Origin of the sequence: Acidocella facilis ATCC 35904 (genome assembly GCF_000687875.1) — a bacterium.
GTDB classification, from domain to species: Bacteria; Pseudomonadota; Alphaproteobacteria; order Acetobacterales; family Acetobacteraceae; genus Acidocella; species Acidocella facilis.
In genome coordinates this window covers 40,308-59,836 of record NZ_JHYG01000008.1, presented here as the reverse complement: position 1 = coordinate 59,836, position 19,529 = coordinate 40,308, and the positions used below count along the sequence as shown (strand labels likewise).

Sequence of the window (19,529 nt, the reverse complement as noted above, 5' to 3'; positions counted from 1 at the left end):
CCGCGTGCGCGATAGGCGGTCTAGACGGCCTCGGCCGCCCAGGCATGCTGGCGCAGCATCCCCATCAGACCGTCAAAGGCTTCATCCAGCGTCTTGCCCGAAGTGTTAAAGGCGAGGTCGGACTTGGCGTAGAAGCCGACACGGCTTTCCAGCGTCAGCCGGATATCCTCGACGCCGTTGCGGTTGCCGGGCAGCTGGCGCAGATCGCCCTGGGCCAGCACGCGGGTGAAATGATCCTCAGGCGTGGCCTGCAGCCAGACGGTGAGGCAGTTATTCAGCAGCAGATCGAAGGTGGCATTGTCGCTCACCAGCCCGCCGGCGGTGGCGATGACGCAGGACGGGTAGGTCTGCAGCGTATCCTCCAGCGCCTGGCGCTCATAGCGGCGATAGGCGTTGGAGCCGTAGAGGGCCTGGATTTCCGCAGGCGCACAGCCGGCCAGCCGGGTGATTTCCAGCCGCAGCTCGACGAACGGATAGCCGAGCTTGGCCGCCACCATCTGCCCGAGCGTGGATTTGCCCGCCCCGCGCAAGCCCACCAGCGCGATGCGGTGATGCCGTGTGGCGCCGCCATGCGGGCGGCTATTGCCGAACATGTCGCTCAAACCCTGCAAAGCGCGGGCGATCTCGCTCGGCTCGCGCCCATGCAGCAGCCGGCGGATGGAGAGCCATTCCGGGGAGGAGGTGGTTTCATCGCCCAGCAGCTCGGCCAGGGAGCAATCCAGCGCCTGGGCGACTTGCGCCAGCACCAGAATCGAGACATTGCCGGTGCCCGATTCCAGATTGGCCAGATGCCGCTCGGATACATCCGCCTCGCCGGCCAGTACCCGGCGCGTCATGCCCCTGCGGGCGCGCAGCAATTTCACGCGCTTGCCAAGGCCAGGGAGAATTTCGGACTCGTCGATCGGCGTCATGGGGTCTGGTTCAATTCGGAAGCCATCGCCGCGCGTTAGCACTTTTTTGCCGAAGGACAAAGGGGAAGTCACGAATATTTTGTAATATAGTGCACAAAGCTTTTGCGGACAGGCAGGTTTTGGGCAGTCTGCCGCGCGTTTTGCGCAAAAACCGCGCCCCTTGCCGGGCGCCGGGGCGGGTGCCATCTCTTGGGTCATGACAGAGCATAACGATCCGGTGGGCTGGCATGGCACCACCATTTTGTCCGTTCGCCGCAATGGCCAGGTTGTCGTGGCCGGGGACGGGCAGGTATCGCTCGGCAACACCGTTGTAAAGGGAAACGCGCGCAAGGTGCGGCGGATTGGCAATGGCAGCGTGATCGCCGGCTTCGCCGGGGCCACGGCTGACGCCTTCACCCTTCTGGAACGGCTCGAAGCGAAGTTGGAACGGTTTCCCAACCAGTTGGAGCGCGCCTGCGTGGAGCTGGCGAAGGATTGGCGGACGGACCGCTATCTGCGCCGGCTGGAGGCGATGCTGATCGTCGCCGACAAGGAGAGGGGCTTTACCCTCACCGGCAATGGCGATGTGCTGGAGCCCTCCGATGGCATCATCGCCATCGGCTCCGGCGGCAATTACGCCCTCTCGGCCGCGCGCGCGCTGATGACGGTGGATGATCTCTCCGCCGAGGAGATCGCCCGCCGGGCGATGAAGATCGCCGCCGACATCTGCATCTACACCAACGAAAACCTGGTTGTTGAAACGATTTAAATGGACATTCCCGTTTATTCCCCCCGCGAGATCGTCTCCGAGCTTGACCGCTTCATCATCGGCCAGAACGACGCCAAGCGCGCCGTGGCCATCGCTTTGCGCAATCGCTGGCGCCGCCAGCAGCTGCCGGAGGAGATGCGCGATGAGGTGGTGCCGAAAAACATCCTGATGATCGGCCCGACCGGCTGCGGCAAGACCGAGATCGCCAGGCGCCTCGCCAAGCTGGCCCAGGCGCCGTTTCTGAAAGTGGAAGCCACCAAATTCACCGAGGTCGGCTATGTCGGCCGGGATGTGGAGAGCATCGTGCGCGATCTGGTGGAAGCTTCCATCACCATGCTGCGCGAGCAGAACCGCAAGGGCGTGGAAGCCAAGGCGGAACTCAACGCCGAGGAGCGGCTGATTACCGCTCTGGTGGGCGAAGGCGCCTCCGCCGATACGCGGGTGAAATTCCGCCGCATGCTGCGCGCCGGCGAGCTGGAGGACAAGGAGATCGAGGTGTCGATTTCAGAGGCGCCGGGCACGCCGATCGGCATGATGGATATGCCCGGCATGCCGCCGGGCGGGGCGATCAATCTTGGCGACATGATGAAGGGCATGTTTGGCAAGCAGGCCCAGAAGAAGAAAATGCTGGTGCCGGATGCGCGCCGTGCCTTGCAGCGCGAGGAGGCGGACAAGCTCCTGGATACCGAGCAGCTGACCAAGGACGCGCTGATGCATGCCGAGCAGAACGGCATCGTGTTCCTCGATGAGATCGACAAGATCTGCGCGCGCTCCGATGCCGGCTTCAAGGGCGGGGATGTTTCGCGCGAGGGGGTGCAGCGCGATCTGCTGCCGTTGATCGAGGGCACCACGGTCTCGACCAAATACGGGCCGGTGAAGACGGATTATATCCTGTTCATCGCCTCGGGCGCCTTCCATGTCGCCAAGCCCTCGGACCTGTTGCCGGAATTGCAGGGGCGGCTGCCGATCCGCGTCGAGCTGAGCTCGCTCTCGCGCGATGATTTCAAGCGCATCCTCACCGATACCGAGCATTCGCTGCTGAAGCAGTCGGTGGCGTTGCTGGGCACTGAGAAGGTGGATCTCACCTTCGCGGATGACGCGGTGGATGAGATCGCCTCGCTCGCTTTCGACATCAATGAGCGGGTCGAGAATATCGGCGCGCGGCGGCTGGCGACGGTGATCGAGCGGATGCTGGAGGAGATTTCCTTCACCGCCACCGACCGTTCCGGCGAGGCGATCACCATCGACGCCGCCTATGTGAATGAGAAAGTGGCGCCGCTGGCCAGCAAGGGCGATCTGTCGCGTTTCATTTTGTAGAGCAACATGACCCTGATTGGACTCATTCAGGGTCATAAAGTTGCTCGCCAAAACAAAGGGCTAGAGCGCGCTGACCGTTTACGGTCAGGGCGCTCTAGCCGGCAAAAGCCGGGGGCGTGGTGAAGCTTGGCGGCAGGCGCGAAAGGGAGCAAAAGGCGGGCATGAATGTTCGTCTGGCTGGATTGATCGCCGTCGCCCTCGCCGCCGCCGCTCTCGGTGTCGCGTATTTCGCCCAATATGGGCTGCATCTGGTGCCGTGCGAGCTGTGCCTGATGGAGCGCTGGCCCTACCGCATCGTCATCCTGCTGGGGCTGCTAGCGCTGCTGTTCGGCGGGCGGTTCGGTCGGGTGCTGCTGGGGCTGGCCGGGCTGGCGATGCTGGCGGATATTTTCATTGCCGGGCTGCATGTCGGCGTGGAGTTCGGCTGGTGGCCATCGCCCTTGCCGGAGTGCAATGGCATGCTCACCCCGGGGGCGGCGCTGCCGATGACGCCGGCGGTGCCGTGTGACCGGCCGGTGCATCTGCTGGCCGGGGTCCCGATCTCGATGGCGCAGATGGATTTCTGTGCCGCCATTATCTTGACCGTGCTGTTTTTCAGCATGGCGGGGGGGCGGCCGAAGCGGAGGCGGTGATGGACGAGACGATCAAGCGGTTTGTACGTGTGGACCATGCCGGCGAATATGGCGCCGAGCGCATCTATGCCGGGCAGCTGGCGGTGCTGGGGCGCGGGCCGAAGGGTGATCTGCTGCGCCACATGCTGGAGCAGGAGACGGTGCATAAGCAGACCTTCGAAGGGCTGATCGCCGCGCGGCGCTCCCGCCCGACGGCGATGCTGCCGATCTGGCATGTGGCCGGTTTCGCGCTCGGTGCGCTGACCGCGGCGCTGGGCGAGAAGGCGGCGATGGCTTGCACCGTGGCGGTGGAGGAGACCATCGACGAGCATTACGCCGCCCAGCGCGACGCGCTGCCCGAAGGCGAGCAGGAGCTGGCGGAGACGATCGAGCGCTTCCGGCTGGAAGAGCTGGAGCATCGCGATATCGGGCTGGAGCACGGCGCCGAGCAGGCGCCGGCCTATAAATTGCTGACCGGGCTGATCAAGGCCGGCTGCAAGGCGGCGATCAAGATCAGCGAGGCGGTTTAACCAATAAACGGGAGGCGGGGATGGACCAGTACAGAACCTTGCAGGATCTGCGTGAGTATCTTGCCCGCTTGGAAAAATGGTTCGCCCGGCCGATTACGGCTGGGGAGCATCCGACACTGTATACGGAAAGCTCCTCCAGCCGGCAGTTGATCTGCGGCATTCAGCGCGATGATTATATGTTTTCTGGCGATGGGAAATGGATTTTACCCTCGCGCTGCCATGGGCTCTCCTTCTCCGCGCATTGGCAGCATCTTAAAGGTATCCACAGGCTGAAATCCAAGCGCAATCCGGGCAAGCAGATTTCGGTGTACTGGGTGCTGTCCGAGATGGATCTGCCGGACGGGCTGGAATTCGTGGCAGATGAGAAGGACCCGCAGCATTATCTGCTGTGCGTGACCGCGACCATGCGGGTGGAGGAACTGCGCGATAAGCTGATCAGGCTCGGCGATCGGATGGCGGTGATCCGGGATGCGCAGGTGGCACTTTGATCCCGTTTCGCTTTGAGGCTGACCGGCAATTGGCGCTGGACTATGCCCGCACGCTGGGCGATGCGGCGGCGGCGGCGATTTTGACCGCCGGGCGGGTGGAGAGTGCCGAGCAGGCGCGGGTTCTGGCGCGCTTCTATTGGGCGATGGTGGATGCCAGCCTGGAGGAAGATATCGAGCCGGAGCTGGAAAATCTGCATAACGCGTTTTCGGCCGGCTGCTACCAGGCCGGGTTCATCGAGATTTGGCACGCGGAGATACCTGAGGATTAGGCGCCAGGCCTAGCGCCCGCATGGCAGCCTCCCGAAGAAAAACCCTGTTTTTCAGGCGGCTTGCCCAGTAAGCGGGAAATATGTCCGCAACACTGGCCCAGCAAGCCGCGCCGCCTTTGCCTGACGGCCTTCCCAAGCACGCGCGTATGCGGGCGATGATCGCTGTTGCCATGGCGGTTTTGCTGTCCGCGGTGGATTATACGGTGGTGAATATCGCGATGCCCACCATCGCGCATGACGTCCATACCAGCAATTCCGCGGCGATCTGGATTGTGAATGCCTACCAGCTGGCGAATTTGATCGCGCTGCTGCCGGTGGCGAGCCTGGGGGAGCGCTTTGGCCATGCGCGCATGTGCGTGCTGGGATTGTTGGTGTTTTCGGCCGCGTCATTATTATGCGCGATGTCGCAGACCCTGCCGGAATTGGCGCTGGCGCGCGCGGTGCAGGGCGTGGGGGCGGCCTGTATTCTGGGCGTGAATGCCGCATTGATCCGCTATATCTACCCCGCCAATCTGCTCGGGCGGGGCATTGCCTTGAACGGCCTGACCATCGCGCTCGGGGTGGCGCTGGGGCCGTCTCTGGCCGCCCTCGTGCTGTCCTTCGCGAGCTGGAAATGGCTGTTCCTGATCAATCTGCCGCTGGGGGCGCTGGCGTTCTATTTCGCGATCACCTCGCTGCCGCGCACCCCGCAAACGCCGGCGCGGCTGGATCTGCTGAGCGTGGTGCTGCTGGCGCTCGGGCTTTCGGGCATCGTCATGGGCGGCGATAATTTCGCCCAGGGCGGGGGCGCCGCGCAGGGGCTGGGGCTGATCCTGGTCGGGGCGGTGGCGATGGCGCTGCTGGTGCGGCTGCAGCTGACCCGCGCCAACCCGCTGCTGCCGGTGGATCTGCTGGCGCGCAGCGGCTTTTCGATTGCCTTCGTCACCGGGTTTCTGTCGTTCGTGGCCTCGAATTTCTTCATGATCTCGATGCCCTTCAACCTGACCGATGTGCTGCATCGCGGCCCGGCGGAGACGGGGCTGGTGATCACCTCCTGGCCGGTGGCGATCGTGCTTTCGGCGCCGATCATCGGGCGGCTGACGGATCGGTATCCGGCGGCGATGCTCTCGACGCTGGGGATGGTGATTTGCGGTACCGGGTTTCTGCTGCTGCGGTTGCTGCCGCATGACCCGAGCGACCTCAACATCATGTGGCGGATTTATCTGGCCGGCACCGGGTTTTCGATGCTGCAGCCGCCGAACAACAAGGCGATGCTGATGACGGCGCCGAAACAGCGGATCAGCGGGGCCTCGGGGATGATCTCGGTGGCGCGGCTGTTCGGGCAGACGATTGGGGGCATGCTGGTGGCGCTGACGCTGGGGTTGGCGCATCCGATGCCGACGCAGACTTGTTTGGCGCTGGCGGCGTTCACCGCCTATGTGGCGGCGGGGTGCAGCCTGTCGCGGGTGTTGGCGAAGCAGGAAAATTAGCGGAAGTTTTTGAGGGTGTGGGAACTTTTTTCAAAAAGTTCCCACGAACGTCCGGGGTGGTGACGACGACGGTGCCAACACCCCGAACGCTTTTGCCGCTTTTTTGTAAAAAAGCGGCACCAAAAAACTTTTGAAACTTCAGGCCAGTGCTTCGGCGCAGGCATCCAGGATGGCGTCGGCGTCCATCTCATATTCCCGGTACAGCTCCGCCACCGTGCCGGACTGGCCGAAATGGTCCGGCCCCAGCGCCATCACGCGCTGGCCACGCACCGCGCCAAGCCAGCTATGCGCCGCCGGGTGGCCATCCAGCACCGTCACCAGCGCCGATCCGGGGGCCAGAGGGGCGAGAATATCCTCGATATGCGATGTCGCCTTTTCCCCCGCGCGGCGCTGGCGCTGGGCGGCGCGCCAGCCGGCATAGAGCCGGTTCGGGCTGGTGATGGCGAGCAGCCCGGCCTCGGGCACATCCTCCCGCAGCAGGGCGAAGGCCTTTTCCGCCTCCGCCGCCATCGGGCCCTGATAGGCGATGGCGATGGACGCACCCGGGGCGGGCCGGGTGATCCAATGCGCGCCGGCGATCACATGCGCCTCGTTCAGCGTGCGCACCGGCTGCGGCAGGGCGAAATTGGAGAGGCGCAGCCAGACCGCCGAGCCGTCCGGTTTCTGCATATATTCGAAGGCATGGCGCATCATGATGCGCAGCTCGTCGCAATAGGCCGGCTCGAAGGTGGCCAGCTTGTCCTGCACGATGCCCAGCAGCGGGGTATTGGTGGCCTGGTGCTGCCCGCCTTCCGCCGCCAGCGTGATTCCGGACGGGGTGGAGACCAGCAGGAAGCGCGCATCCTGGTAACAGGCATAATAGAGCGCGTCATGGCCGCGATTGACGAAGGGGTCGTACACCGTGCCCACCGGCAGCAGCCTTGTGCCGTATAGATCCTGCGCCAGCCCGGCGGCGCCCAGCAGCAGGAACAGGCTCTGCTCGGCGATGCCCAGCTCGATATGCTGGCCGCCGGGATGCATGTCCTTGCGCACCATCGAGGCGACCTTGCTCTTGCGGAACACATCCTCCTGCGCCTTGCGGGCGAACATCGAGCGGCGATTGATCCAGGAGGTGAGGTTGGTGGAGGTGGCCACATCCGGGCTGGAGGTGACGATGGCCTGCGAGAGCGCCTTGCTCTCGCCCTGGGCGCGGCCGATTTCGGAGAGGATTTCGCCGAACCCGGCCTGGGTGCTCATTTTGCGCCCGGCGGTGCGCGGGCCGGGCAGGGTGGCGGGCACCGGCACGGCTGGGGCGGTGAGCCGACGCCCGGCCGGGGAGAGCGGCTGCGCGTAGGGGGCTTCGTTGATGAAGCGCTCGATCCGGTGCGGGTCCTCCAGCCCTTCCAGCCGGTCCCATTCATGGCCGGGGCGGATCTTCATGGCGGCGCGGAATTCGTCCATCTGCTCGGGCGTCATCAGCCCGGCATGGTTGTCCTTATGCCCGGCCAGCGGCAGGCCGTTGCCCTTGATGGTGTGGGCGAGAAAGAGGGTCGGCTGGTCGGAACTGGCGGCCTGGGAGAAGGCACCGGTGAGGGTGCCGAGATCATGCCCGGCGAGGTTGGTCATCAGCGCCGCCAGCGCCGCATCGTCCAGCGGGTCGATCAAGGCGCGCAGCGGGCGGCTGCGGCCGATATCGCGCAGCAGCGCCTCGCGCCAGGCCGGGCCGCCCTGGAAGGTGAGTGCCGAGTAGACGGAGTTGGGGCAGTCATCCAGCCAGGCGCGCAGGGCGCTGCCGCCGGGGCGGGTGAAAACCTCCTGCAAGGCGCGGCCATAGCGCAGCGTCACCACGCGCCAGCCCATGTCGCGGAACAGGCCCTCGAAGCGGCCGAAGAGGCGGTCCGGCATCACCGAGTCCAGGCTCTGGCGGTTGCAATCCACCACCCACCAGACATCGCGGACGTCATGCTTCCAGCCCTCCAGCAAGGCCTCGTAGATATTGCCCTCATCCAGCTCGGCATCGCCGGCGACGGCGACATTGCGGGCGCGTTTGGCGCCTGCGGGCAGCATCTCATGCGCCTGCACGTAATCCTGGATCAGCGCCGAGAAGCTGGTGATGGCGACGCCGAGCCCGACCGAGCCGGTGGAGAAATCGATCTCGGCGCCATCCATGGCCCGCGACGGATAGGCCTGGGCGCCGCCGAACTGGCGGAACAGCTCCAGCTTCTCCCGGCTTTGCCGGCCGAGCAGGTAATTCACCGCATGCAGCACCGGCGAGGCGTGGGGTTTGACGGCGACGCGATCCTGCGGGCGCAGCGCATCGAAATACAAAGCCGTCATGATCGAGGTGACGGAGGCGCAGCTGGCCTGATGCCCGCCGACCTTCTCGGCGGTGAGGTTGGGGCGGATATGGTTGGCGTTATGGATGATCCAGGAGGACAGCCAGAGCAGCTTGCGCTCGATGGCCGCCAATGTTTCCAAGGTTCCCGTGCTGTGCCCGAGCGGCCGCATCTCATTCATACCGGCATTATAATGCCTTTTGCGTCAACATGGAATGCATAACCCCGCCCTTGCGGGCGGGGTTATGGCAGGGGCGACGGCTTTAATAAGCCGAGCCGGCGATGATGCTGGCGATGATGCCGCTGCTGATCGCGATCATCAGGAACTGGCCGTTATAATTCACCCACTCATAGCCCGGCGGCGGGCGATGCAGATGGTAGCGGTCCCACTCGTCATGCGGCACTACCCGGCGCGCGCCGTTGAAATGGTCGCCCCGCGCCCAGTGACCATCCGGGCCGCTGGGGCCGTCGCGGTATTGCGGGCCGCCATGATATTCGGCGCCTTGCGGGCGGTGGTCGGCGGGCGGGCGGTGGTCGCCGCCTTGCGGGGCGCCGTGGTTGTCCCCCTGCAGGCCGAAGAAGCCGGACCCGTTATGCTGGCCGCCCTGCGGCCCGCCATGGTCTCCACCCTGCGGCGCGCTGTGATTGCCACCCTGCGGACCGCCGTGATTCTCGCCTTGCGGGGCGCCATGCGGCTGGCCGCCATCCGGGCCGCCATGGTCGGGCTGGGCCAGGGCCGGGCCGGCCAGCAGGGCCAGCGCGGCGACACCGGAGAGGAAAGTTTTACTAAAGCGCATGACTGCGTCTCCTTTCGATGACAGGAGTATTGGGGTGGAAAAGGGCAATTCCAGGCCAGGGCAAATGGATTTTGTGATAAAATTTTTCTCCATTGCGGCGAGATTATGTCGTAGACTTTGACCTATTTTCGGTCAACCGGCCTGCCGGCTCAGCCTTTGCCAATGGGCGCGTCGGCGGTGGCCGGGCGCGGGGTGAAGTCATCCTTGCGCCAGCGGGCCGAGCTGCGCCGGCAGATCCTCCGCCAGCAGGCCCGGCCCGATCTTGGTGGCGGCCGCGCCATGCAGCCAGACCCCGGCGCAGGCGGCGGCGAAGGGGGCCATGCCGCGCGCCAGCAGGGCGGCGATCAGCCCGGCCAGCACGTCGCCCGTGCCGCCGGTGGCGAGCCAAGGCGGGGCGTTGGCGTTGATGACGGCCTCGCCATCCGGGGCGGCGATGATCGTATCCGGCCCTTTCAGCACCAGAACCGCGCCGATGCGCGCGGCGGCGGCGCGGGCGGCGCCCAGCCTGTCCGGGCCGATGGCGCCGAACAGGCGGGTGAACTCGCCCTCATGCGGGGTGATGACGGTGACACCGCGCAGACGCTCCGGCGCCCCGGCGCAGGCGGTCAGCGCGTCCGCATCCGCGACGATGCGCCTGTCCCCCGCCGCCAGCAGCGCCGCCAGGGCGGGGCCGGCGGCATCGATGCCAAGCCCCGGCCCGACCACCCAGTTTTGCCGGCGCTGATCCTGTAACAGCTCTGCCAAAGGCTCCCGCCGCAGCATGATGCCGGCTTCGGGCAGGGCGGCGGCATCGGGCGCGGCGATGCTGACCATGCCTGCCCCGGCCCGGCGCGCCGCCATCGCCGCCAGCCGCGCTGCCCCGGGCAGGCTGCCGGAGAGGAGGGTGACCTCGCCGCTGCCATATTTATGGCCGGTGGGCGCGCGCAGGGGCAGGGTGAACAGGGCCGGGCTGTTCTCCCAGCAGCGCGGCGCGAGCCCGGCAATGATGGAGTCGGGCAGGCCGATATCGCGCAGCAGCACCTCCCCGCACAGGCCGCGCCCCGGATAGAGCAGATGGCCGGGCTTCTTGCGCACGAAGGTGACGGTGAATTCCGCCTGCGGCGCAAAGCCGCGAATCTGGCCGGTGGCGCCGTCCAGCCCGGACGGCACATCGATGGCGACCAGCCGTTTCGCGGCGCGCAGCAGGGCGGTGCAATGCGCATCCAGGTCCCGCGACAGCCCGGCGCCGAACAAGGCATCGATGACCAGCCCGGCGCGGGCGACATCATCCGGAGTCGCCTCGCCGGGGGACTTGACCCGCACATGCCAGCCGGCCCGCGCCAGATAGGATGCGGCGACATGGCCATCGCCGCCATTCTTGCCCGGCCCGGCCAGCACCAGCGTGCGCGTGGGGCGGATGCGTTGCAGGATGGCGCGCGCCACCGCCCGCCCGGCCGCCTGCATCAGCGCCGCGCCGTCTCCAGCCCGGGCGTCGGCCGCGCCCATCTCCGCCGGGGTCAGCAACGCACCCGCAAAATTCTCTGGCCGTTCAAACGAATATGCCATTTACTCCACCTGAGGCAGGAGGCTTTAGATGGGACAGATTATCGCGGTTGCACAGCAAAAAGGCGGTGCCGGCAAGACCATGATCGCGGCACAGTTCGGCGCCGCCCTGGCCGAGCAAGGGCGGGTGGCGCTGCTGGATATCGATCCGCAAGGCAGCCTGACCGCCTGGGGCCGGCTGCGGGAGGGCGCGGCGAAGGCCAATCCCGGCCTGGAGGTGATCGCCGTGTCCGGCTGGCGGCTGGCGAATGAGCTGGAGAAGCTCAAATCCAGCCATGATTACGTGCTGGTGGATACGCCGCCAGTGATCGACAGCGATGCCAGGCGGGCGATTCGCGGCGCGGATCTGGTGCTGGTGCCGATGAACCCGGCCCCGCCCGATCTCTGGGCGGCGGAGGGGACGCTGAAGCTGGCGGCGGAGGAGCGACGCCCGGCTGCACTTTTGTTCAACCGCGCCCCCGCCGCCTCGAAATTGCGCAAGCGGCTGGAGGCGGAGATCGCGGCGCGGCGGCTGACCCTGTTGCCGGTGGCGCTGGCAAACCGCGCCGGCTACGCCAACGCTTTTGCCGACGGGCTGGGCGTGACCGAAGCCGGTGCCACCACCCAGGCGGCCGAGGAGGTGCGCGCGGCGGTGCAGGCTCTGCGTGCGCTTCTTGGCTGATTTGTCACCGGAGAGCGGCATGAAAGAAAATTCTTGTTAACGCTGTTATCCTGCAAAAAACAGCATCTCGGGGGTTGTCAGCCTGCCTTTTTTCCGCCATGAACGCACCCGTGGCACATAACCGTCATCAAAATGCTCCGAAATGGAGCAGATTGGAGAACGGGGCAGTTAATGCCAGCCGCCAAGTTTAGGGAGCCAAGAAACGTAGGCATCGAATCAGATGCTAAAGGCCGGTCTCTTATGGAGACCGGCCTTTTTTAATGAAATATAATGCAGACCCGCCTCAGGGCATTGGCAGGTCCCGGCCCGGGGAGCGGCGGCGATAAAAGCGGGTCACGCTCACCTCGCCCCACACATTTTCACGGGTGAACGGATCATCCTGCACGAATTTGTCGATCGCCTCGCGGTTCTCCGCCTCCAGCAGCAGCAGTGAGCCGATCATCTGCTCGCCATCGTCGGTCTGCAGCGGGCCGGACATGATGACGCTGACCTTGCCGATTTCGTCCTGCTCCTCCAGGAAAGCCCGATGGGCGGCGTAATGCTCCAGCCGGAGATCCAAGGCATCCGGGCGGTCCTTGGCGTGAAGAATGAACATCGGCATGGTATTGGCGACCCCTCCAGATCTGTTCGCGCATGGTTAGTATGAAACCAGTGTCTTGACACGCCGCATGTTCGCCACCCAGCTTTGTGTTGAACGCTGACGGCTGAAAGAAAGGATAAACGAATGAAATTGCTGCGCTATGGGGATGAAGGCCAGGAGAAATGGGGTATTCTCGACGGGCAGGGGCAGATCCGCACGTTGGAGGACGCGCTGATCCATGTCACCGGCGAGGAGATGACGCTGGACTGGCTGGCACAATTGCAGAAGCTGGAGCCGGAGACGCTGCCGATTCTGAAGGCGGAACATCGCATCGGCGCCTGCATTCCGCGGCCGCGGAATTTTGTCTGTATCGGGCTGAATTATGCCGACCATGCCGCCGAGACCGGCGCCAAGGCGCCGAAGGAGCCGATCGTGTTCCTGAAATCCCTCTCCGCTTTCTGCGGGCCGTATGATGATGTGATCATCCCGCCCGGCTCCGAGAAGACTGACTGGGAAATTGAGCTGGGGGTGGTGATCGGCGCCAAGGCGTCGCGCGTCTCCGAGGATGCGGCGCTGGATTATGTCGCCGGCTATGCGGTGGTGAATGATGTCAGCGAGCGGCACTGGCAGACCGAGCGCGGCGGCAGCTGGGACAAGGGCAAGGGGGCGGATCATTTCGGCCCGGTCGGCCCCTGGCTGGTGACCAAGGATGAGGTCGCCGACCCGCAGAATCTGAAGCTGTTCTGCGAGGTGGATGGGCAGATGATGCAGGACGGGACCACCGCGAACATGATCTTCGGGGTGAAGACGCTGGTGTCCTATGTCTCGCAGTTCATCACGCTGTATCCAGGCGATATCATCGCCACCGGCACCCCGGCGGGCGTGGGGATGGGGCAGAAGCCCAACCCGATCTTCCTGCGGCCGGGCCAAAGCCTGCGCCTGGGCGTGGAAGGGCTGGGCGAGCAGCGCTCGAAAACGGTGGGGGGCTGAGAGATGGTCACTGAATTCGCGGATATTCTGGTCAAGCCCGGGATGGAGCAGGATTTCATCGCGGGGGCGCAGAAGAGCAAGCCGCTCTTCCTGGCTTCAAAGGGCTGCCATGGCATGAGCGTGCAGCGCCTGGTGGAGGAGCCGACGCGTTTCGTGCTGCTGGTGCAGTGGGAGAGTGTGGCGGCGCATGAGGCGTTCCGGGCCACGGAGGCGTTCACCCAGTGGCGGGCCAATGTCAGCGCCTGCTTCGAGAAGCCGCCGCAGGTCTGGCATGGGGAAGTGGTGATCTAAAAGTTTTTGGGGTGCAGCCCTTTTTTCAAAAAGGGCTGCAAAACGTTCGGGGCGGTGGCAACGAAGCTGCCAAAACCCCGAACGGTTTCGCCGCTTTTTTGAAAAAAAGCGGCACCAAAAAACTTTTACACCAAAGCGATCCCAAACGAGATCGCCGCCGCCGCGCATAGCCACAGAGCGGCGGGCAACATCGCGCGGTTGCGGGAAAACCCCAGCGCGTAGGCCGCCTTCAGCAGATTATTGCTGGCGCTGGCGATCAGGATGGCCGCCGTCACCGCCTGCGGGCTGACCGCGAATTTGCCGTCCAGCAGTGAGAGGATGAACGGGTCGATATCCGAAAACCCGACCGCGAAGCTCAGCACATGCAGCCCTGAGGCGCCAAAGCGCGTGGTGACCAGCTGGGTGATGAAGGCGAACAGCACGAACAGCCCGGCGAAGAGAAACGCCACCGGCAGATCCAGCGGGTTGGCGCTCACCGCCGGATGGGCTTGCGTGCTGGCGCCGCGCGCCCGCCAGGCCAGCACCCCGGCCAGCGCCAGCGAGGCGGCGAACAGCCCGCCAAAGGGCAGCGCCAGCGCCAGGGCCGCCTGCACATGGCCGAGCAGCGCGATCAAGGCCAGCAGCCGCGCATACATCATCGCGGTGGCGAGAATAACGGCCGCGGGGGCAAAGCCGGCATCCTCCGGCGCGGCGCGCAGCCCGCGCGCCAGCACCAGCGTCGCGGCGGTGGATGAGTAGAGCCCGCCCAGCAGCCCGGTGAGCAGCGTGCCGGCGCGCGGCACCAGATAGCGATGCGCCAGATAGCCGAGATAGGAGATGCCGGAGATCACCAGCACCGCCATCCAGATCTTGGTCCAGCCGATGCCGGGCAGATAAGGCAGGTCGGTCGCCGGCAGCAGCGGGTAGATCAGCCCGGCCAGCACCAGGAATTTCGCCAGCGTGACGCCTTCTTCCGGCGGGAAGGCATCCGAGAAGCGGCGGATGCGCGCCTGTTCGCCCAGTGCCAGCAGCACCAGCACGGCAAGGGCGGCCAGCAGCGCCAACGGGGCGGTGAGCGCCAGCGGCCCCAGGCTGTAGGCGATGAGCCCGACCACGCTGGGCACCAGCGAGCCATCGCCGCCCTGCACGCGTTTGCGGTAATCCAGCAGCAGCGCCAGCCCCAGCACCGCCAGCCCGACGCAGAACGGCGCCACCGGGGCGATGACCCAGAGCACGAAGCCCAGCACCGCGATGAGGGTGATGGTGCGGGTGGTGCCAAAGCCTTCGGCTTCCGGCGCCAAGGCCCCGGCGCCGCGCCGCCGATAGGCGTGCAGCTCCAGCCCGATGATAAAGGCCAGCCCCGCCGTGCCGAGAAACCCTGACAGCAGAGGCGGCAGCGGGCTCATGTGCGTCTGAGCGCCGCCAGGCCTTGTTCGAGATCGGCGATCAGATCCTCGACGCTCTCCAGCCCGATCTGGAAGCGCGCCGCCTCGCCCTCGAACTTGCCGGTGCCGGCGGAGCGGCGGATGGTGCCGGTGGTGGGCAGCACCAGGCTCTCGAACCCGCCCCAGCTGGCGCCGATGCCGAACATGGTCAGCGCGTCGATCATCCGCACCACATCCTCGGCGGAATAGGCGGGCTGGAAGACGACGCCGAACAGGCCGCAGGCGCCGGTGAAGTCGCGCTTGAAAATCTCATGGCCGGGGCAGGAGGGCAGGGCCGGATGCAGCACGCGGGCCACCTCCGGGCGGGCCGCGAACCAGTTGGCGATCTCCAGCCCGGCTGTTTCCGCCGCCTTCAGGCGCAGATGCAGCGTGCGCAGGCCGCGCAGCGCCAGCCAGCAATCATCCGGGCTGGCGTAATTGCCCAGCTCCAGCGAGCCCAGACGCAGCCAGCGCCAATCCTCTTCCGAATTGACCACGACGCCGCCGAGAATAATGTCCGAATGGCCGCCGACATATTTGGTCAGCGCGTGGATGGAGACATCCACCCCGTGCTCGAACGGGGCGAAATGCAGCAGCCCCCAGGTGTTGTCGAGAAACACCTTGGCGCCGTGCGCGTGGGCGACCTTGGCCAAAGCCGGGATGTCCTGCACCTCGAACGTATGGCTGCCGGGGCTTTCGGTGAACAGCACCCGGGTATTGGGCTGGAACAGGGCCTCCAGCGCCGCCGGGGTGATCATCGGGTCGTAATAGGTGGTTTCCACCCCGAAGCGCTTCAGCAGCGAATCGCAGAAGCTGCGGGTGGGGCCGTAGACGGAATCCGGCACCAGAATATGTTCGCCGGTTTTCAGATAGGCCAGCAGCGGCACGGTGATGGCGGAGAGGCCGCTGGCGGTGACCTGGGCGCGGGTGCCGCCCTCGATCTCGGCCAGGGCGGCTTCCAGGGCGAAATGGGTGTCGCTGCCCATCACCCCGTAATTTTCCACCGGCTCGAAGGCGGCGCGCTGGCCGACCTCCTTTTTTGCCGCGATGCTCTCATGCAGCACGGTGGAGCCGCGCTTCAGCGGCGGGTTGACGAAGCCATAGTGGCGCACCGGGGCGCGGCCGGCCTGGACCAGGGCGGTTTCGATCTTGCGTGCCATTCAGACCTCGATCGGCGTGTCGGACCGCCCGCCCCATTCGGACCAGGAGCCATCATAAATCGCGGCTTCCGGCAGCCCGGCTTGCACCAGCCCGAGGGCCAGCACGCAGGCGGTCACACCCGAGCCGCAGGAGGCGATGAGCGGTTTGGTGCCATCCACCCCGGCCTTGGCGAAAATCGCGCGCAACGCCTCCGGGGACCGGTATTGGCCGTTTTCCAGCAGATCGCCAAAGGGCAAGGAGCGCGCGCCGGGGATATGGCCGCCGCGCATGCCGGCACGTGGCTCCGGCACCTCGGCGCGAAAGCGTGCCCCGGCCCGGGCATCCAGCATCAAGGCCGCATTGGTTTCGAGATTGGCGCGCATATCGGTGAGGCTGCGCACCATCTGCGGCCGGAACGCCGGGATGAACTGGCCGGCCAGGGCGGGGCCGGGCGCGCCGGTTTCGGTGATGCCGCCGGCGTCGATCCAGCCTGGCAGCCCGCCATTCAGCACCTGCACATTGTCGTGGCCGAAGACGCGCAGCATCCACCACAGGCGCGGCGCCGAGAAAATGCCGCGCTGGTCATAGACGATGATGCGGGTGGTGTTGCTGATGCCGAGATCCCGCATCGCCGTGGCGAATGCCTCCGGCGTGGGGAGCATATGCGGCAGGCCGGAAGCGTGATCGGCCACCGCGTCGATATCGAAAAACCTGGCACCGGGGAGATGCGCCTGGCGGAAATTCGCGGCGCCGTCCTGGCCTTCATTCGGCAGGAAATAGGTCGCATCCAGAATGGCCAGATCCGGCTGGCCGAGCGCGGCCAGCAGCTCTGCGGGCCGCAGCAGCGGGCTCATCAGCCGCGCACCGCGGCGATCAGCTCACGCACCCGTGCGGCCGCGGTCGCGCCCTTCACCGCCTCGCGCCAGGTCAGCTCGGAGACGCGCTGATGCGCGGCCACGGCGTCCTCGGCACTGGTGATCATCGCCACCCCCGATTGCAGGTTGGGCGGTGCGTCCGCCGGGAACGGGTTGATGGCGAGCGAGGCACGCTCACGCGAGCGCAGCAGCACGAACGGGCCATTCGGCTCGCCCTGCGCCATCAGCCCGAGCTGCAGGCCGATCGGCTCGCTTTCCATCAGATTGGCCATCAGCTCCATCTCCCGGATCGCCGCTTCGCGCGCCAGCACACGCAGCCGGTCGGAGACGCGCGCCGCCGGGGCGATGCCCTCGGCCAGGAATTTCTGGATCGCCGCATTGGTGAAAATGCCGATGATCGAGGGCTTGCGGGCCTGGTACATTTGCTTGCGGGCGATCAGCACGCCCATCAGCTGCTCGGCGGCGGCGCGGGCGGCGTGCTTGTCGGCCCCCATCGATTCGGCGTGCTCGTCGAGCATCTGGGAGAGAATCGCGTCGAAATGATCGGAGGTGATCAGGTAGCAGACCGCGCCGAAGACCTGCAGGATCTGGTCGGCGGTTTCCTCGATCTGGCGCAGCCGCTCAGTATAGCCAACCGGCTTGGAATAATATTCGACGCCGATGCCAAGCAGCGTCAGCGGCGAGATTTTCAGCAATTCCGCCAGACGGTTGACGGTATCGAGCTTGATGACCTCGCCTTTTTCATAACGGTAGAGGGCGGCACGGGAGACGCCGAGCCGGGCGGAAATCTCTTCCGCCTTCAGGCCGGATTCCATTCGATAGGCCCGCAATTGCTGGCCGATTTCATTGAAACGCATCATGACGTGCCATCCCCAACAGGCGCTGTACCTTCCCAACTTCCTGGAAAAAATCTCATAAATCAAGACCGAGTAGCGGATATTTTCCTAACCGGTACAAATTCCGAAATGTGAAGACGCTTTTTTGGCTGTGAGATTCGTCCCAGTTCCCGCAGGCTTGCGCGTTTTCCGGAAGCCCGGCACACAGATCCCATGAGACATGACCGGCTGATCCTGCTTGCCCTGGCGATTGCGCTGGGGCTTGGCTGTGCCTTGATCTTGCTGCCTTTTCTGCCGGCGATGCTGTGGGCGGGGATCCTGGTCTTCTGCCTTTGGCCGATCTACACGAAAGGCTGCGTGTATGTCAGGCCGGTTCTCGCCGCAGGGTTGATTACGCTGGTGGTGGCGGTGCTGCTGCTGGTGCCGCTGGTGCATCTGGCCATGGTGGCGGCGAAAGAGGCGCGTGTCAGCCAGGGCTGGGTGGCGGATGCCCTGCAGAACGGTCTGCCGCCGGCGCCGCCCTTCATGCAGAAAATTCCGGTCATTGGCGGTTTCCTGGCGGATTTCTGGAATAATTCCGCGGACGATCTCGGCGGGGTGGTCAGCTCCGCGCGGCCGGTGATCGGCACGGTGGCGCATACCGGGATCCAGCTGCTGTTTCATGTCACCCATGGGCTCGTGGAAACCGTGGTGGCGCTGCTGTTCACCTTTCTGTTCTTTGTCTCGGGCGCGCAGATGATCGAGCGGATCCGGCTGGTGCTGGTGCGGGTAATTGAGCCGGTGATGTTGACCGAGCTGATTACGCTGGTGGCGGCGACCGTGCGGGGCGTGGTGTTCGGGATTCTGGGCACGGCGGCGTTTCAGGGAATATTATACGCGATCGGGTTCGAGGTGGCGCGCGCGCCGCAGGCGCTGGTGCTGGCGGTGTTCGCGGGGCTGATCTCGATTGTCCCGGCCGGGGCGGTGCTCGTTTATGTGCCGCTTTGCTTGTATATGATCGCGGCCGGGCATCCGGTCGCGGGGATTTTGCTGGCGATTTATTGTTTCGTCGTCGTCGGCGGGGCGGATTCCGTGCTGCGGCCCTGGCTGATCGCCCGTGGCGCGGCGCTGCCTTATGCGGTGACATTGATCGGCGTGCTCGGCGGCGCGCTGGCCTTCGGCGCGCTGGGTATTTTTCTGGGGCCGGTGCTGCTGGCGCTGGGCATCGCCATGGCGGAACAGTTCGCCCGGCAGCCGCGCGGGACGTGGCGGCAGCCCTGAGAGGGCGGAAATTAGGAAAAAATTAATTAATTTGTGGTGTACTGCAGATATGAGACTGCAGACGGACCAGATTTGCCCGCTTGTTCCTGTTTTTCCTGCCCATGCGCGCGGGCGTGCGGGACGGCGCGCGGCCGAGACGCAGGGGCGGCGGGCGGAGGATGAGGTCGCGGCGATGTTGCGCCGGCGGGGCTATGAGATTTTGGCGATGCGGTTGAAGACCGCCGGTGGTGAGATCGATATCGTCGCCGCGGATGCGGCCTGTCTGATCTTTGTCGAGGTGAAGGCGCGGCCCAGCCTGTCCGAGGCGGCTTACGCGCTCTCGGCCCGGCAGCAGGCGCGGCTGATCCAGGCGGCCTCGATTGCTTTGGCAAACAACCCTGGCTGGGCGCGGGAGGCGATGCGCTTCGATGCGGCCTTGGTTGTGCCGGGCGGCATTGAGATCATCGAGGATGCGATCCGGCTGAACTGAAGCGGCTCGCGCGCCGGGGCAGAGCAA

Annotated in this window: 21 protein-coding genes; 12 read left to right on the top strand and 9 right to left on the bottom strand. The window is 65.5% G+C overall.

Annotation, left to right across the window (positions count from 1 at the left end):
- Positions 1-20: 20 nt before the first annotated feature.
- Positions 21-911 carry a helix-turn-helix transcriptional regulator gene (locus tag T331_RS0111845; RefSeq protein ID WP_008493672.1) on the bottom strand — a complete coding sequence of 297 codons (891 nt, stop codon included), beginning with the start codon at positions 909-911 and terminating at the stop codon, positions 21-23.
- Between the two features lie 196 nt (positions 912-1,107).
- On the opposite strand from T331_RS0111845, the gene hslV reads away from it, so the two are divergent.
- The 7 genes from hslV to T331_RS0111810 all read left to right on the top strand — a co-directional run bounded on the left by hslV (position 1,108) and on the right by T331_RS0111810 (position 6,343).
- The gene (gene hslV / locus T331_RS19960) at positions 1,108-1,659 is read left to right on the top strand and encodes an ATP-dependent protease subunit HslV (protein ID WP_026440159.1); all 552 of its coding nucleotides are present in this window, start codon (positions 1,108-1,110) and stop codon (positions 1,657-1,659) included.
- Complete coding sequence (gene hslU / locus T331_RS0111835; RefSeq protein WP_026440158.1) at positions 1,660-2,976, top strand: ATP-dependent protease ATPase subunit HslU; 1,317 nt, start codon at positions 1,660-1,662, stop codon at positions 2,974-2,976.
- A 161-nt stretch (positions 2,977-3,137) separates the two neighbouring features.
- On the top strand, positions 3,138-3,608 hold the full coding sequence (locus tag T331_RS18220) for a disulfide bond formation protein B (protein WP_051622343.1): 471 nt from the start codon (positions 3,138-3,140) through the stop codon (positions 3,606-3,608).
- On the top strand, positions 3,608-4,117 hold the full coding sequence (locus T331_RS0111825; protein ID WP_026440157.1) for a demethoxyubiquinone hydroxylase family protein: 510 nt from the start codon (positions 3,608-3,610) through the stop codon (positions 4,115-4,117). Before T331_RS18220 ends, T331_RS0111825 begins: the two co-directional genes overlap by 1 nt.
- Before the next feature lie 20 nt (positions 4,118-4,137).
- Positions 4,138-4,605, top strand: coding sequence for a hypothetical protein (locus tag T331_RS0111820; RefSeq protein WP_035180037.1), 468 nt, complete (start codon positions 4,138-4,140; stop codon positions 4,603-4,605).
- On the top strand, positions 4,602-4,874 hold the full coding sequence (locus T331_RS0111815) for a hypothetical protein (protein WP_008493665.1): 273 nt from the start codon (positions 4,602-4,604) through the stop codon (positions 4,872-4,874). The genes T331_RS0111820 and T331_RS0111815 overlap by 4 nt, the downstream gene beginning before the upstream one ends.
- Before the next feature lie 80 nt (positions 4,875-4,954).
- The gene (locus tag T331_RS0111810; RefSeq protein ID WP_026440155.1) at positions 4,955-6,343 is read left to right on the top strand and encodes an MFS transporter; all 1,389 of its coding nucleotides are present in this window, start codon (positions 4,955-4,957) and stop codon (positions 6,341-6,343) included.
- Positions 6,344-6,481: 138 nt separating this feature from the next.
- Here the strand turns inward: T331_RS0111810 and T331_RS0111805 are convergent, their stop codons facing one another.
- From T331_RS0111805 to T331_RS18210, 3 genes are all read right to left on the bottom strand, one after another.
- On the bottom strand, positions 6,482-8,839 hold the full coding sequence (locus T331_RS0111805; protein WP_026440154.1) for a transketolase: 2,358 nt from the start codon (positions 8,837-8,839) through the stop codon (positions 6,482-6,484).
- 82 nt (positions 8,840-8,921) lie between these two features.
- Positions 8,922-9,455: an RcnB family protein gene (locus tag T331_RS19225; RefSeq protein ID WP_051622342.1), complete on the bottom strand. Its 534-nt coding sequence runs from the start codon at positions 9,453-9,455 to the stop codon at positions 8,922-8,924.
- Positions 9,456-9,653: 198 nt separating this feature from the next.
- Positions 9,654-11,000, bottom strand: a complete 1,347-nt coding sequence (locus tag T331_RS18210) for an NAD(P)H-hydrate dehydratase (protein WP_081822231.1) — start codon at positions 10,998-11,000, stop codon at positions 9,654-9,656.
- Positions 11,001-11,028: 28 nt separating this feature from the next.
- Between T331_RS18210 and parA the strand changes: the two genes are divergently transcribed.
- Positions 11,029-11,658: a ParA family partition ATPase gene (parA, locus tag T331_RS0111790; protein WP_008493659.1), complete on the top strand. Its 630-nt coding sequence runs from the start codon at positions 11,029-11,031 to the stop codon at positions 11,656-11,658.
- 283 nt (positions 11,659-11,941) lie between these two features.
- On the opposite strand, the gene T331_RS0111785 is transcribed toward parA, so the two are convergent.
- Complete coding sequence (locus tag T331_RS0111785; RefSeq protein ID WP_008493658.1) at positions 11,942-12,259, bottom strand: YciI family protein; 318 nt, start codon at positions 12,257-12,259, stop codon at positions 11,942-11,944.
- Between the two features lie 123 nt (positions 12,260-12,382).
- Between T331_RS0111785 and T331_RS0111780 the strand changes: the two genes are divergently transcribed.
- Both T331_RS0111780 and T331_RS0111775 read left to right on the top strand, forming a co-directional pair.
- Entirely contained in the window at positions 12,383-13,228 is an 846-nt protein-coding gene (locus T331_RS0111780) for a fumarylacetoacetate hydrolase family protein (protein WP_026440153.1), read from the top strand.
- Positions 13,229-13,231: 3 nt separating this feature from the next.
- Complete coding sequence (locus T331_RS0111775) at positions 13,232-13,519, top strand: antibiotic biosynthesis monooxygenase family protein (protein ID WP_008493656.1); 288 nt, start codon at positions 13,232-13,234, stop codon at positions 13,517-13,519.
- Between the two features lie 125 nt (positions 13,520-13,644).
- Here the strand turns inward: T331_RS0111775 and T331_RS0111770 are convergent, their stop codons facing one another.
- The 4 genes from T331_RS0111770 to T331_RS0111755 are packed head-to-tail and all read right to left on the bottom strand — an operon-like array spanning position 13,645 to position 17,797.
- Complete coding sequence (locus tag T331_RS0111770) at positions 13,645-14,904, bottom strand: MgtC/SapB family protein (RefSeq protein WP_026440152.1); 1,260 nt, start codon at positions 14,902-14,904, stop codon at positions 13,645-13,647.
- Entirely contained in the window at positions 14,901-16,082 is a 1,182-nt protein-coding gene (gene metC, locus T331_RS0111765) for a cystathionine beta-lyase (protein WP_026440151.1), read from the bottom strand. The genes T331_RS0111770 and metC overlap by 4 nt, the downstream gene beginning before the upstream one ends.
- The gene (gene sseA, locus T331_RS0111760) at positions 16,083-16,916 is read right to left on the bottom strand and encodes a 3-mercaptopyruvate sulfurtransferase (RefSeq protein ID WP_081822230.1); all 834 of its coding nucleotides are present in this window, start codon (positions 16,914-16,916) and stop codon (positions 16,083-16,085) included.
- Positions 16,916-17,797 carry a helix-turn-helix domain-containing protein gene (locus T331_RS0111755; RefSeq protein ID WP_008493649.1) on the bottom strand — a complete coding sequence of 294 codons (882 nt, stop codon included), beginning with the start codon at positions 17,795-17,797 and terminating at the stop codon, positions 16,916-16,918. Before T331_RS0111755 ends, sseA begins: the two co-directional genes overlap by 1 nt.
- A gap of 189 nt (positions 17,798-17,986) precedes the next feature.
- Between T331_RS0111755 and T331_RS0111750 the strand changes: the two genes are divergently transcribed.
- Both T331_RS0111750 and T331_RS0111745 read left to right on the top strand, forming a co-directional pair.
- Positions 17,987-19,033, top strand: coding sequence for an AI-2E family transporter (locus T331_RS0111750; RefSeq protein ID WP_026440148.1), 1,047 nt, complete (start codon positions 17,987-17,989; stop codon positions 19,031-19,033).
- Between the two features lie 49 nt (positions 19,034-19,082).
- Positions 19,083-19,502 (top strand): YraN family protein, encoded by a 420-nt coding sequence (locus T331_RS0111745; RefSeq protein ID WP_081822229.1) that lies wholly within the window; start codon positions 19,083-19,085, stop codon positions 19,500-19,502.
- The last annotated feature ends 27 nt before the right edge of the window (positions 19,503-19,529 follow it).